At 53.0% G+C, this 14,318-nt stretch carries 12 protein-coding genes; 11 read left to right on the forward strand and 1 reads right to left on the reverse strand.

Features of this window, described 5'->3' with window-relative positions; all coding sequences use genetic code 11:
• The first annotated feature begins 13 nt into the window (after positions 1-13).
• From ABIE60_RS15190 to flgL, 4 genes are all read left to right on the forward strand, one after another.
• Entirely contained in the window at positions 14-1,123 is a 1,110-nt protein-coding gene (locus ABIE60_RS15190) for a flagellar basal body P-ring protein FlgI (protein WP_502914976.1), read from the forward strand.
• Between the two features lies 1 nt (position 1,124).
• Positions 1,125-2,192, forward strand: coding sequence for a flagellar assembly peptidoglycan hydrolase FlgJ (gene flgJ, locus ABIE60_RS15195; protein ID WP_354470363.1), 1,068 nt, complete (start codon positions 1,125-1,127; stop codon positions 2,190-2,192).
• 64 nt (positions 2,193-2,256) lie between these two features.
• Entirely contained in the window at positions 2,257-4,263 is a 2,007-nt protein-coding gene (gene flgK / locus ABIE60_RS15200; RefSeq protein ID WP_354470364.1) for a flagellar hook-associated protein FlgK, read from the forward strand.
• A 2-nt stretch (positions 4,264-4,265) separates the two neighbouring features.
• The gene (gene flgL / locus ABIE60_RS15205; protein WP_354470365.1) at positions 4,266-5,861 is read left to right on the forward strand and encodes a flagellar hook-associated protein FlgL; all 1,596 of its coding nucleotides are present in this window, start codon (positions 4,266-4,268) and stop codon (positions 5,859-5,861) included.
• An 18-nt stretch (positions 5,862-5,879) separates the two neighbouring features.
• Here flgL and fliT read toward each other — a convergent pair whose 3' ends face one another.
• Complete coding sequence (fliT, locus tag ABIE60_RS15210; RefSeq protein ID WP_354470366.1) at positions 5,880-6,200, reverse strand: flagellar protein FliT; 321 nt, start codon at positions 6,198-6,200, stop codon at positions 5,880-5,882.
• 203 nt (positions 6,201-6,403) lie between these two features.
• Here fliT and ABIE60_RS15215 point away from each other — a divergent pair, with 203 nt between their 5' ends.
• From ABIE60_RS15215 to ABIE60_RS15245, 7 genes are all read left to right on the forward strand, one after another.
• Positions 6,404-8,461 (forward strand): flagellin N-terminal helical domain-containing protein, encoded by a 2,058-nt coding sequence (locus tag ABIE60_RS15215; RefSeq protein ID WP_354470367.1) that lies wholly within the window; start codon positions 6,404-6,406, stop codon positions 8,459-8,461.
• Positions 8,462-8,532: 71 nt separating this feature from the next.
• Positions 8,533-8,928 carry a flagellar protein FlaG gene (locus tag ABIE60_RS15220; RefSeq protein WP_354470368.1) on the forward strand — a complete coding sequence of 132 codons (396 nt, stop codon included), beginning with the start codon at positions 8,533-8,535 and terminating at the stop codon, positions 8,926-8,928.
• A gap of 58 nt (positions 8,929-8,986) precedes the next feature.
• Positions 8,987-11,038 carry a flagellar filament capping protein FliD gene (gene fliD, locus ABIE60_RS15225; protein ID WP_354470369.1) on the forward strand — a complete coding sequence of 684 codons (2,052 nt, stop codon included), beginning with the start codon at positions 8,987-8,989 and terminating at the stop codon, positions 11,036-11,038.
• A gap of 40 nt (positions 11,039-11,078) precedes the next feature.
• Entirely contained in the window at positions 11,079-11,483 is a 405-nt protein-coding gene (gene fliS, locus ABIE60_RS15230) for a flagellar export chaperone FliS (RefSeq protein WP_354470370.1), read from the forward strand.
• 99 nt (positions 11,484-11,582) lie between these two features.
• Entirely contained in the window at positions 11,583-12,290 is a 708-nt protein-coding gene (locus ABIE60_RS15235; protein ID WP_354470371.1) for a DUF4351 domain-containing protein, read from the forward strand.
• A 57-nt stretch (positions 12,291-12,347) separates the two neighbouring features.
• Positions 12,348-13,760 carry a DUF6880 family protein gene (locus ABIE60_RS15240; RefSeq protein WP_354470372.1) on the forward strand — a complete coding sequence of 471 codons (1,413 nt, stop codon included), beginning with the start codon at positions 12,348-12,350 and terminating at the stop codon, positions 13,758-13,760.
• A gap of 31 nt (positions 13,761-13,791) precedes the next feature.
• Positions 13,792-14,004 carry a DUF4351 domain-containing protein gene (locus ABIE60_RS15245; protein WP_354470373.1) on the forward strand — a complete coding sequence of 71 codons (213 nt, stop codon included), beginning with the start codon at positions 13,792-13,794 and terminating at the stop codon, positions 14,002-14,004.
• Positions 14,005-14,318 lie beyond the last annotated feature (314 nt).

A 14,318-nucleotide genomic window follows, 5' to 3' on the forward strand; every position in this document is an offset into this window, starting at 1 on the left:
TGAGGAGAACGCCATGAATAAAATGCTTCGACTTGGATTGCTGCTGACCCTGATCCCGGCCCTGTTGGCAACGCCACTGGCACACGCCCAACAGCGGCTGAAAGATATCACCAGCGTGGCGGGTGTGCGCACCAACCAGCTGGTGGGTTATGGTCTGGTGGTGGGGCTTGACGGCACCGGTGACAAGACCAGTTTTACCTCGCAGACCTTCCGTAACATGCTGAACAATTTCGGTGTGGCGATTCCGCCCAATATTGACCCGAAATCGAAGAACATCGCGGCGGTGGCGATCCATGCCGATCTGCCGCCCTTTGCCAAACCGGGGCAGAGCATTGATATCACGGTATCCACTATCGGCGATGCCAAAAGCCTGCGTGGCGGCAGTCTGTTGATGGCGCCGATGAAGGGAGCCGACGGCAATGTCTACGCCATTGCTCAGGGCAACCTGGTCGTGTCCGGCTTTGGCGCCATGGGCAACGATGGCTCGCGTCTGTCGCTGAACGTGCCCAGTGTTGGTCGAATTCCGAATGGTGCCACGGTTGAGCGCACGGTGCCCAACGCGTTTGCACAGGGTGACAGCCTGATGTTCAACCTGAACCACCCGGATTTCACCACCGCTCGCCGCGTGGCTGAGCAGATCAACAACCTGCTGGGGCCAGACATGGCACAGGCGCTGGATGCAGCCTCCATTCGTGTGCGTGCGCCGCGTGATCCGTCACAGCGGGTCTCGTTTCTGTCAGTGCTGGAAAACCTCGAAGTCCAGCCCGGTGAAGAAACGGCCAAGGTCATCATCAACTCCCGTACCGGCACCATCATCATCGGTCAGAACGTGCGCGTGTCGCCGGTGGCGATTACCCATGGTGGCCTGACCGTCGCCATTACCGAAAATCTGGATGTTACTCAGCCCAACGTGCTCGGTGGTGGCAATACCGTGGTCACACCACGTACCGAGATTGAAATTGAAGAAGGCTCGGGCCGCATGTTCGAGTTTGCGCCGGGTGCAACCCTGAGTGACATCGTTGAAGCGGTCAATCAGGTGGGTGCAGCGCCCGGTGATTTGATGGCGATCCTTGAAGCACTCAAACAGTCCGGTGCGCTCAAGGCTGAATTGGTGGTGATCTGATATGGCGATCGACAGCGGCAGAATGAGCCCATCGCAGGCGGCGCTGTATACCGACCTGAACCAGCTGCAAAAGCTGAAAAATCAGGCTGGCAATGACCAGCAGGCTGCATTGAAAGGTGTGGCGCAGGAGTTCGAGCAACTGTTCATGAACATGATGCTCAAAAGCATGCGCCAGGCCAGTGATGTGTTGGCGTCCGACAGCCCGTTCAACTCCGGCGACGTCAAGTTTTATCAGGAGATGTTCGACCAGCAGATGACGCTGGACCTGTCGAAAAAGGACAGCATCGGCCTGGCCGATATCATCGTTAAGCAGCTGAGCCAGCAACATGCACCCGTCGTGGCGCCGGGGCAGGATGATAAGAAGGGTGATCAGCAGTCGATGACTGAACAGATGCTGTCACGTGCCTTCGGTGGCGGGCCGCTGCCACAGACACCGGGCATGAATTACCGTGCAGCATCAACCAGCGAACCTGAGCAGGAAGGCAGTGATACGGCTCAAGCTGTGTCTCAGGAACTGGCCGATCAGGACAAGGCAGGCTCTGAAACTGCAGTGGTGAAAGAAACCCTGCCCAACCGTTTTGAAACCCCGGCCGAGTTCATTGAGCAGTTAATGCCGCTGGCCGAACAGGCAGGCAAGGAGCTGGGTGTAAACCCCAATGTGCTGCTGGCCCAGGCCGCGCTTGAAACCGGCTGGGGCAAGTTCATCACCCGTGATGCAATCAGTGGGGAAAGCAGTCGCAACCTGTTCAATATCAAGGCACATAGCAGTTGGGAAGGTGATACGGCAAAGGTACAAACGCTGGAATACCGTGGCGGCGTGCCCGAGAAGGAACAGGCTCGCTTCCGTGCCTACGACAGCTATGCCGACAGCTTTACCGACTACGTTGATTTTCTGCGCAGCAACCCGCGTTATCAACAGGCGCTGGAGCAGGGTGCCGACCCGACCCGCTTTGTACGTGAGCTGCACAACGCCGGGTATGCTACCGACCCTGAGTACGCAAACAAAATTGAGCGTATTTTTACAGGTGATCTGCTGGCCGGATTGGGTCGCAGTACTCAAGAAGGCTGATCACTGGCCGATACATATACGATACAGATAAGCCGGTGCGGTTGCTCCGCCTGGGAGAGACGAAATGAGTTCAAGTATCCTTAACATCGGTGTTCAGGCACTCAATGCCAACCAAACCGCGCTGTCCTATGTCGGGCAGAACATCGCGAACGTGAATACCGAAGGCTACACTCGCCAGACAGTGCTGATGGGCACCCAGCAGCCCCCGATTCTGGGGGTAGAGGTCAAGGATATTCGGCGCATGACCGACCAGTTCCTGATCAAGCAGGTCTGGGCTGATACGTCTGTATTCAAAAGCAACGAAGCCTATTCGCAAAAAATTGCTCAGCTGGATTCAATGCTGGTGTCGGACTCCACCAGCTTGTCATCGTCCATGGACAGCTATTTTGCCTCCATGCAGCAGGTAGTGGATGACCCACTGTTTATCGCCAACCGTGAGCTGTTTCTGGCCGAGGCTTCATCGCTGGCCAACTCATTCAATGATTTTGACAGCAAACTGCGCAGCCAGGCTGATCTGGTCAACACTGAAATTCGCAGCATGACCGACACGGTCAACTCGATCACCGAAAACATTGCGGCATTGAATGTTCAGATCAGCACTATGCATGCGGCAGGGCAGAGCACCAACGAGTTGCAGGATAAGCGTGATCTGTTGGTTAAAGACTTGTCGGGTTACGTTACGACAAGTGTAATCTCGCAGGATGGCATTACCTACAACGTGATGATCGGGACAGGTCAGCCCTTGGTTGTGGGTAATACGGCTGCGCGTTTGGATGTACGTAACAGTGACGCTGACCCGACTCAGCTTGATATTTATATGACAAATGGCTCGGGTATCAGTTCTCAGGTCACCAACCAATTGGGCAATGGTGCCATTGGGGGCATGGTCAACTATCGAGATAACGTGCTTCAACCGACGCTGAATGAAGTTGGGCGATTGGCGATTGTGTTCTCGGAAACCATGAATGAGCAGCACCGGAAAGGGATGGATCTCAACGGTGATATGGGTGAAGACCTGTTCAAGCCCCTGCAGCGTGGTGAAGTCACCGCCAATGCACAAAACAAAAACCTGAATACCTCGGCACACGTCAGCTTTTATGATGTAAAGGAACTTACGGGCAGTGATTACAAGTTTGAAGTCACGGGGATCGATAGCTTCCGTATTACCCGCCTGAGTGATGGCCAGCGTTTTGACTCTTCCAATCTCACCGAAGTGACCAGCGCAGATGAGCTGGACCAAAGTGCAACGTTTTATGAAGATACCGCCAACGGCAGTGTAAGTATCAGCCTTGATGGCATGACCTTTACGTTGAAAGGAGAGGCGGGTGTCGGTGACAGTTACCTGATCCAGCCGACCCGTAGTGGTGGCCAGCTAATGGACACCAAAATAAACAACCCGCGTATGCTGGCCTTGGCCTCGCCCTTGCGGATTGAGCCTGCCTCCACCAATACCGGCAATGCCGAACTGACCGATATCAACATCACGTCAACACGCTCGAGTGCAAATTTGCGCACCGGTGCAGCTGAGTTGCCGCTTGAGATCGTATTCAACGCCCCGGATGCCGATGGCAATGTTACATATTCTGTATACATGAATGTGGCATCCGGCAGCCCGGAAATATACGAAGGCATGGAAAATCTGGTTTACACTGAGGGTGAACCGATCGTGATCGAACAGGATGACTATGCGCTGACATTTAACAATCAGCCCAATCCAGGTGATCGTTTCACCGTTGAGTTCAATACCAATGGCTATTCGGATAACAGCAACGCCTTGGCCATGTCTGACCTGCAAAATCAAACGCTGGTCAACGGTTTCAGTTATCAAGACACCTATGGCCAGTTGCTGGCAAAAGTCGGCACCCAGGCCAGCAATGCCAATATTTCCTACGCGTCGAGCCGTTCGGTTCTGACAGCCAGTGAGAACGCCCTGCAAAGCGTTGCTGGCGTTAACCTGGACGAAGAGGCCGCCAACCTGGTGAAGTACCAGCAGGCGTACTCGGCCGCAGCCCAGCTGATCTCAGCCTATCAGACCATATTTGACAGCCTGATCAGTGCTGTTCGGAGGTAATCATGCGTATTTCAACCGGCCAGATTTTTACCAGCGCCAACCGTAACATGATGGAAAACCAGACCTCCTTGCTGGATATTCAGAACAAGCTTTCCAGCGGTAAAAAATTCACCAGCCTGGCGGAAGACCCGGTAGGAGCCAGTCGTGTGGTGGGTTTGAAGCGTGAGCTGGCGCAGCTGGACATGTTTCAAAGCAATATCGATGCCTCCCGCCGCAGGCTTGAGCTGGAAGAAACCACGTTAGATGATCTGAACACGGCATCTGACCGGGCTCGTGAGCTGGTTCTGCAGGCGGCCAACGGTACTTTGAGTGACGCTGACCGTAAAACCATCTCCTATGAGCTTGAGGAGCTGGTCGGCTATATGTCGGGCTTGATGAACACGCGTGATGCGAAAGGAGAGTATCTCTTCTCGGGTTCACAGGGGCAGGTTAAAACCTACACACAACAAGGCAATCGCTATGTTTTTCAGGGTGATGCGACTACTCGGCAAATTCAGGTGTCCAGTGAGCTGTATGTCCGTGCCTCTGACTCAGGCAAGTTCCTGTTTGAATCGGTGATTGATGAGCCAAGCCTGCAGGCAACCGGCAGTTTGCAGTCCAGTTTTGACCCGGAAAACCTGACTGTTACCGACCCTGACGCCTTTGCTGCTTTTATGCGGCAAACCGGTGATATCAAAGTTGAAGTTGACCAGTATGTAGACAGTGTAACCATGGCTACGGTGAACACGTATACCTTGCGTGACAGTGCTGGAAACGTGGCGAAGGATGCGTCGGGTAACCCGTTGCAGAATGTCGAGTTCACTAACGGCGCTGTTCCTGAAATAGAGCTGCCCGGTGCCAGGCTGGTGCTGGACTTGGCCGAGCCTGTTTCTCCCGATCCGTCCGCGTTGGCCATTCAGGGAGAGGGTGCCGCGGTGGTTGGCGCAGGCACAATTTCATCCGAGCCTGACTTCCTTCAGTTGATGCGCGAGACAACCGGCGATATTCGGCTGGAAATGGCTTATGACGCAGGCAGCGATGAATATGCATACAATGTGCTGGATCAGGCGGGTAATACGCTGACAAGCGTAACGGGTATTCCCTCGGCCTCACCGCTGCAAACAGTCAATCTTGCTGGTCCGCCCACGGTGTCGTTTGATATTGACCTTACAACGGTGACCGACTCCACTGTCGCAACCTTCGTTGTGGATACACCGCCGACATCAGAGCTGAAACTTGGTTTTTCTCAGCCGCCATCCAACATACTGAACACTATGCTCGATACCATCGAGCTGATGCGTGAGCCGGTTGCCGGTAATGCGCAGGCCCAAACGGAGCTACAGGAACGTTTTGCCAAAACCTTGGATCAGATCAGCATGTCCCAAGAGCGGCTGTCTGAAGCCACGGCTACGCTCGGCTCGCGCCTTAATACGCTGGATGATGCTGAAATGAGCAATACCGACTTTAAATTGATGACTGAGGGCACCCTCTCATCGGTGCAGGATTTGGACTATGCCGCAGCGGCGACAGAACTCAGCAAACGCCAGCTTGCCCTTGAAGCTGCCTATGCCAGTTTTGCCAAAATTCAGGATCTGAGTCTGTTCAATTACATACGTTAAAACCAGAAATGTTAAGGCTCAGCTGAACCGGTCGTAGGCCTTGCGCGCCTGTTTGCTCAGCTGCAGTTTGTTGTGCTCTTCCCCCACCTCTTTACGCTGTACACTCAGCTGCTTGAGTATGCTCTCCTCAAGCAGCTGAGCTTGTTTAATAAGGCCTTGGCACCCAATCAATACATCGCGAGGCCAGGGCTTCTGACTCTCGATATCCAGCTCGGCGACCAGTTCGGCACGCTGAAGCTGCAGTGACTCCACCTCGGTCAGGTCGCCGGCTTCAACCCTGAGCTGCAGCGCCTCGGTGGCCTGTAACAGTTGCAGCGACAGCTCCATGATTTTATCCATTCGCGTTACCTCACAAAAATGCTAATGCCCAGTCTGAACGTGCCGATAAAGCAAAACAAGCACCCAGTGCGGCACATACAAATTTAGCGTTAAAGTTTGTACCGAGTGGGTCGATAAAGTAAGCACAAGCGGATCAACCGCCCAGTTTTAGCAACGATTTGCATACAGCCGGTCAGACAGACCGCTATCGAGGAGAAACACTCATGGCAATGGTAATCAACTCAAACATCATGTCGCTGAATGCTCAGAATCAGCTGACAAAATCCAGCAATGAACTGAACACCTCTATGGAGCGTCTGACCAGCGGTAAGCGTATCAACTCCGCAGCCGATGACGCGGCCGGTCTTGCGATCGCCAGCCGTATGACCTCTCAGGTGCGAGGCCTGGACCAAGCGGTACGTAACGCCAACGATGGTATCTCTCTGATCCAGACCGCTGAAGGTGCGCTGGAAGAGTCCACCAACATCCTGCAGCGTATGCGTGAACTGTCCATTCAGTCCGCGAACGGAACCTACTCTGAAGGTAACCGCTCCACCCTGAACGCTGAGGTGAAGCAGCTGACTGCTGAGCTGAACCGTATCTCTGAAACCACCTCATTCAACGGCCAGAAAATTCTGGACGGCTCGCTGGGTAAAACATCTTTGCAGGTGGGCTCTGAAGCCAACGAAACCATCAGCTTCCAGATCCAGGCAATGGATGCCAAAACTTTGGGTATGGGGTCTACCAGTGTTGATATGCTGAGCGCAGAAACAACTTTGGCTGATCTGACTGGTGCTGCAGACTTGGGTTATAACGATGTATTGATTAATGGACAGTCCATCGTTGCTCTGGGAGATACAGCCATTGATGGTACGGATGCAGATGGTGCCCAGCAGGTTATTGATGCGATTAACAATAATGTGTCAGGTGTTTCTGCTTCAATGATGGCAGTTGCAACAGCAACCGATGTGGGTGATGGGGTCTTCGATGGAACCGCTAACAGCCTGACAATTGATGTAACTAAAATTGATGGTACAACCACATCGCTTGAAATAACAGATACTGAATCCTTGAAGGAAGTTGTTGATAAAATTAACAGTCAAGGACAAGGGTTGGTCACTGCGAATCTGAATGATGATGGTGAAATTTCAATCACTGCAATGGATGCCTCGGCTATTACATTTACCGATGGGGCTGCTGGTACAGGCTTAGGTACGATCGCAAATGCTAGTGGTCAGCTGGTCCTGACGTCAGACAATGGTGAAGAAATTACTGTAGAGCGAGGCTCTACCGGTACTCTTGAGCAACTTAATGCGCTTGGTTTCCGTGAAAGTAATAAACCAGGTGTCGTGGAGGGTGTCGGTATTGCAACCCCAACAAACGCTTGGGGTGTGGGTGATGTGACAATTAATGGTGTACAGATATCTGCAGATAACACTGATAGCTTGCAGGGCAAAATTAACGCAATTAACGATGTTTCTACTGAAACAGGTGTGACAGCCTCAACATTTGCTGCAGCAACGCTTGATTTCTCTGCAGTAGACGTGTCTTCTCTTACAGGTGGTGCATTTAACCTTAATGGCACAGAGATCACTACTGCTGCAGGTACCCTCGATGATGTAGCAACTGCAATTAATGGTCAAACTGACTCGACAGGTATTACTGCACAAGTACTCGGCACTAAGTTGGTTTTGGAAGGTAACGTTTCCTCAATTACTTTCGCCGATGGTGGAGGTGCAGTAGCTGATGCGTTAGGTGATGGTACTAACGTTGCCGTTTTGCAGAGTAGTTTAGATGAGTCTACAGGTACTGCCGGGGCTGCTGCAGCGGATGGCGATGTTGTTAATGGTGGTATTCAGCTGAAATCTGATAACGGTAGTCCAATAAGCATCGAACTGGGTGCAAACGCTACAGCCGCTGATATTGGTCTGCTGGAGTCCAATTCTGCTGGTGATGGCAAATTCGGCGCAGCAGTCAACAGTATAGACATCTCTACTGTAGCGGGCGCTCAGAAGGCGATCAGTATCATTGATAACGCGCTGGATACCATCAACTCAACTCGTGGTGACCTCGGTGCGGTAAGCAACCGTCTGGACTTCACCATCAACAACCTGTCCAGCATCTCCGAGAACGTGTCCGCTGCACGTTCACGGGTAGAAGATGCCGACTTCGCCAAGGAATCTGCAAACCTGAGCCGTGCTCAGGTGCTGCAGCAGGCCGGTACCGCAATGCTGGCCCAGGCCAACGCGGCACCGCAGCAGGTACTCTCACTGCTGCAGTAAGCATTAGGGTCTATCCTTAATGAGTAAGGCTGCCCCGCCGGGGCGGCCTTTTTGAACAAGAGGTAAGGGTAATGAATATCGAAACCTCCGGCATTAATGCAAATGCCCCGTCACAACAGTCAAGCGCATCTTCCCGTCAGTTGCCTGACTCCGCTTCAGCCAATACGGCTGCACCCGTGCCAACGGTGAATGCAGCGACGAATACTGTGCAGCAGGCTCAGCAGGCTGAAAAGCCTGAGGTATCACCTGAAAAGCTGCAGGCAGCTGTCGAAAAGATGAACGAGCTGATGCAGAGTGGTAACCGCTCGCTCAGGTTTTCCGTTGATGACACCGCCGACAGAGTGGTGGTCAAGGTAATGGATCTGGAAACCGAAGAAGTGGTGCGCCAGATACCCACTGAAGAAACCCTGAAATTCTCTGAATTTCTTGAAGGTATGGTTGGCCTGATCTTTGACGAGAGGGCCTGAAAGCACACTCAAGTCTCTGCTACACTGTACCGCCTAAGCGCAACCCAGGGAGGCCCCCATGTCTAATATTATCTCTTCACTCGGCGGTGGTTCAGGGATCGATACCACCAGCCTGGTATCCCAGCTGACTCAGATCGAACGTGCCCCCAAAGAACAGCGTCTTGATGTTCGGCAGGAAAAGCTCGAAGCTGAGATTTCAGCGTACGGCACACTCAAAAGCGCGCTCTCTGATTTTCAAGGGGTGCTGGCACCTCTGGGTAACAGTGACACCTTTAACGCGCGCTCGGTTGCCTTCCCTGAAACCGGCGTTATTACGCCCAACTCCCTGGCGGCAGGCGCGCAAACCGGTAGCTATCAGATCGAAGTAATGAATGTGGCCAAGGCTCAGTCTCTGGTGATGGGTAACAGCGCCGACCCGAAGTCACCGCTGGGGGCCACGGGTGAGCTGAGTATTCAGTTTGGCGAATGGAGCTATTCAGGCAATGACCCGGACCAGTTTCAGGTCAACGATGCCCGTGCTGCATTGAATATTACGGTTGATGCATCGGACTCACTGCAAACGCTGGCAGACAAAATCAACAAGGGTGACAGTGGTGTTCAGGCCAGTGTCATGAAAGTGGATGGCCAGTATCAGCTTCTGCTGAGTGCTCCTTCTGGCGCCGGTAATGCCATGCAGATCTCCGCATCAGACGGGGCAACCGGTCTGGAAGGTTTTGAGTACAATCAGGCTGCGGCCATTGCCGGCACCGGAGCCTTGCAAACGCAGGCCGCCAGTGATGCTGTGCTCAAAATCAATGGCCTTGAGGTGCGTCGTGACACCAATACCATTGACGATGTCATCGAAGGCTTTGACTTCACAATCAACAAGCCCAGTAACGGGGAAGTGGTCAACTTCTCGGTCGATGCCGATAAGGCTGTGGCTGAACAGTCCATCCGTGATTTTGTCGAAGCCTATAACAGCTTCCTGACCACCGCGAAGAATCTGACTGGTTACAGCAAGGACGAAGACAACAATACCGTCCGCGGTGACCTGGCCACTGATGGTACCGCCAAAGCTCTGATCAGTCAGCTGCGCGGTATGGTGGGTACTGAAGTTAATGGTGTTGAGTCCGGCTTTACAGCCTTGACGAATTTGGGCATACGTACTCAGTTGGATGGATCCCTTTCCATTAACGAGAAAGAGTTCAGCTCGGCCATGAGCGGTAACTTTGATCTGGTCGGTGATCTCTTCGCGCAGAAGGCCTCTTCCAGCAACAGTTTCGTTGACGTGGGTATGGGGACGCGCATCGGTAATACGGTGCCTGGCAGCTACCAGGTCGAGATTACGCAGGACCCGGCCAAGGGCTCACTGGCTGGCAGCAGCGTTGGGACCCTCTTTGATAATCCGCTCGATACCAGTGGCGGTGGTTACGCCTTCAAAATCAGCATTGATGGTACTCGCAGTAATGAAATTACACTGAATGGAGTGTACGCAGATGCAGAGTCATTACGCTCTGAGCTGCAGTCACTGATTAATGGTGATGAGAAGCTCAAGGCGGTTAATGCCAAGGTGGATGTCGGTTTCGATGCCGACACTGGCCAGTTCACCTTTACTTCACGTGAGTATGGGGCTGCATCAAAGGTTAGCCTGAGCGAGCAAAGTGCTGCAATGGATGATCTAGGACTTGGTGCAGGCTCAACGTTGACGGCCACGGCTGGCCGTGATGTTAAAGGTACAATCAATGGCGTGGCTGCTTTTGGTGCCGGTAATGTATTACTGCCCGAGCTTGGATCTGATGCCTATGGCCTGAACCTGTCCATAAGGCCGGGGGCTGCTGCCGAGGGTGAATTCACTATCGGCTTCTCACGCGGCATGGGCGGGCAGCTGACCAATTTGATAGATCAGTTCCTTGCCCGGGATGGCGCTATTGCCACCCGGGAAGAAAATATCGACAAGCAGCTGGATAAGGTTTCCACTGACCGTGAAGATCTCGATCGCCGCATGGAGCAGTATGAGACCCGTATAAGCGCTCAGTTTTTGGCAATGGAGCGTATCATCAGCAGTCTGAATACCACCGGAAACTCGCTCGATGGTATCCTTGACCGACTGCCGTTTACAGCCCAGAAGTAAAGTGCAGCCAATCCGTTTTCCGACAGAGTAGAGCGACTGAATGAACAACAAGGCCCTGAGTCAGTATAAAAGCGTTGATTTGAATGCGGCGGTAGCCTCTGCCACCCCCCACCAGCTGATCAGTATGCTGTTCCGTGGCACACTTGAGGCGCTGGCGAAAGCGAACGGAGCGATTGAGCGCAAGGATATCCAGCTGCGCACAACTCAGCTGAACAAGGCCTGTGAAATCATCGTTAACCTCAAAGGCTCGCTCGACCTCGAAAAAGGCGGCGAAGTCGCTGAAAACCTGGATGGCCTGTACGACTACATGCTGCGTACTCTAATGGAAGCCAATCGCAACAACGATGTTGCCAAGGTCAAGGAAGTGTCTGGTCTGATTGCTGAGATCGCTGAAGGCTGGTCACAGATTCCTGCAGAAGAGCACAACACCACCGCTGTTGAATAAGCCTTTATTTATAAAGGGTCAGAGCAAAATTTGATTTTCATTTAAAAAAGCCGAACCAGCACGTTCGGCTTTTTTACGGCACTCACAAAAGGAGTTGTGATGAGCCATGACCAGAATTTCAAGAATTTGATTCTTGATTACCTCCGCGAGGCGCTGGAAATCTTTGCGGCTGACGAAGCCACCATGATTAACGCCTCAGCACGCATTTGGGTTCTACCCCGTTTCCACTTAGCCGAAATGTTCAACACCGAGCGGGTGGTGCCGGTGGTGGTCTTCCTGCGTGATGGCGCAGTACCTGATCGACTGGAACTGGGCGGCGATCGCCACACTTATCTGAGCTTCCGCTATCTGGCCTGTCATCTTCCAAGGCTGGACTGGCAACAGTACCGCGATAGCCAGAACCTCACCGCACGGCTAAACTTACCCAATATGCACTACGCCCACGCCATGCGCGGCCTGTTTGAGCTTGAACCCGACCCGGAAAAACAGATCAAATACATCGACTTTATCGACATCTACACCGCCCTGGCCCCCGATGAGCTGGAGCGTTACTGTGAGCAATATTCGGAGGATGTGAAAAAAATGAGCAGCTTCGCGGAACGTCATTTGGAAAAAGGCCGCCAGGAAGGCATGCAGCAAGGTATGCAGCAGGGCGAGGCCCGAGTACTGCTGCGCCAGATGGAGCGAAAGTTCGGTACTGTATCGGTCGAGATTCGCCAGCGCATCAATCAGGCGGATGAGGAACTGCTGCTGGAGTGGTCAGAGCGGATCCTGACTGCTAACAGCCCTGAGGAAGTGCTGCATTGAATGGAAGCAACTGGGATTACCCGTTGACCTTCTGCAAGAAGAGGAACAAGCCTGTTGATGAATCTGAAACCACAACTCAAGAAATGCTCGAAAGCAGATCTAATTCAACTGATCGAGCGATTGTACGGTGCCAGTGAAGATATTGATGCGGTTATCCATGCATTTCTGCTTACCGGCGACGCTGCCGGCAGCGATGGTGTTGTGGCATCACTCAGGCAGGATTTGGGTGCAATTATCAACGGGGTTGATTTCATCGATTATCGCCATGCAGGCGATTTTGCGGCTCGTCTGGAGCGTGTTCTGTTCACTGCCTGCGACCGGGTGTCGCCTCAAAATCCTGCAGCCGCGCTGAGTCTGGTTGAGTACTTCATGTCGTTGGTCGATCAGCTCTTCGAGCGGGTGGACGATTCCGGCGGTGATATCGGCATGTTGTTTATGCAGGTGGTTGAGCTTTGGCTGGAGCTTGCGGAAAAGGTGAGAGAGTATGAGCCCGTGGGTGCCACCGATTGGGTCGAACGTGTGTTGTATTACTTTGACCACAATGACTACGGCGTCTTCGATGAGCTTATCCCCAAAAGTGCCATGTTGCTGACTGAACAGGAGCTGAGGCAGCTGGCCTGGCGCTTTGAAAATGATGCACGTAAAGCGTTGCAGGTGCAGCCAGAATCCGATCAACCGGGAAGCTACAACCAAAAGGCGGCTCACGCCTGTATCGGTCTGGCATCGGTAGCCCATGCATTAAGTGATATGGCGCTGTATGAAAAGTCGACACTGATCAGAAGCCCTGCGCCCAACTACCTGCAGATGGCTGCGATTGTACGTTTCGCGCTATCGATTCAGGATTATGATCGAGCTCGATATTGGCTGGCACAAGAGGTATGGCATGGGCATCCTGTTGAGCACACCCGGCTCAATAACGAGCTGTTTCGATTGCAGGGTGATACGGAGGGTCTCAAGGCAAATTTGCTCAATGCGTTTATGGAGCAGGCCTATACCCATTGCCTGAAAGATTACTGGGAGCTGGCTAATACCGCTGAAAAGGCGGAACAGCGCCCCGCAATTGTGGCGCTTGCTCAGCGAAGCGACGACTTGGTGATGGCGGTTGAATCCCTGCTAACGATCGATGAAATCTCTGCAGCAGCCAAATATATTTCTCGCGCTGAGAAGCCGCTTGACCAGGTGTTTTATGCCGACTTGACCAACTGGGCCGCTTGTTTGGAGCAGAGCCATGAGTGGCTGGCGGCGATACTTTGCTACCGTGCGCTGTTAAGCGATATTCTCGATAGCGGCCGCAGCAAGGCCTATGGGCATGCTGCGCGTTATTTTCGGCGGTTGTTGCAACTGGATAAACAGCATCCAAACTATGGCGAGCATGGCGATGCTCAGCAGTACATAGGTCAGTTGCAGCAAAAACACTGGCGCAAACGAGCCTTCTGGAGCCAGGCTGATTACCCCAACAAGGCACAGTAGCATTGTTGCCGATTCTGAGAATGTAAAGAAAATGAGCAGCTTCGCAGAACGTCATTTGGAAAAAGGCCGCCAGGAAGGTATGCAGCAGGGCGAGGCCCGAGTACTGCTGCGCCAGATGGAGCGAAAGTTCGGTACTGTATCGGTCGAAATTCGCCAGCGCATCAATCAAGCGGATGAGGAACTGCTGCTGGAGTGGTCAGAACGCATCCTCACGGCCAACAGCCCGGAAGAGGTATTGCATTGAATGATTGACGACTTGTCGCCTGTTTGGAGTAGCCATGCGTTTATCCACTGAGCAAATCAACACAATACTGAACAGTATCACTCGGGCGCTGGGTGATACTGTTCTTTTCGTCGGGGTTTACGGCTCTCGTCTGGACGATGCAGGACGAGGTGGTGATGTTGATTTGTACTTGGAAACTATCCGCCCAATACCTTTGTTGAGCAGGGCGGCGCTTGTTCTCGGTAACTGTCAAGGTATCTGTCGCCCTGTCTGATTTTTATGCAGCCATTCGCACTGTCTCAGTGACCACTTTCCGCTCTGGATTCAACGACACT

The sequence above is a fragment of the Marinobacterium sp. MBR-109 genome, from assembly GCF_040547565.1.
Classification (GTDB): domain Bacteria; phylum Pseudomonadota; class Gammaproteobacteria; order Pseudomonadales; family Balneatricaceae; genus Marinobacterium.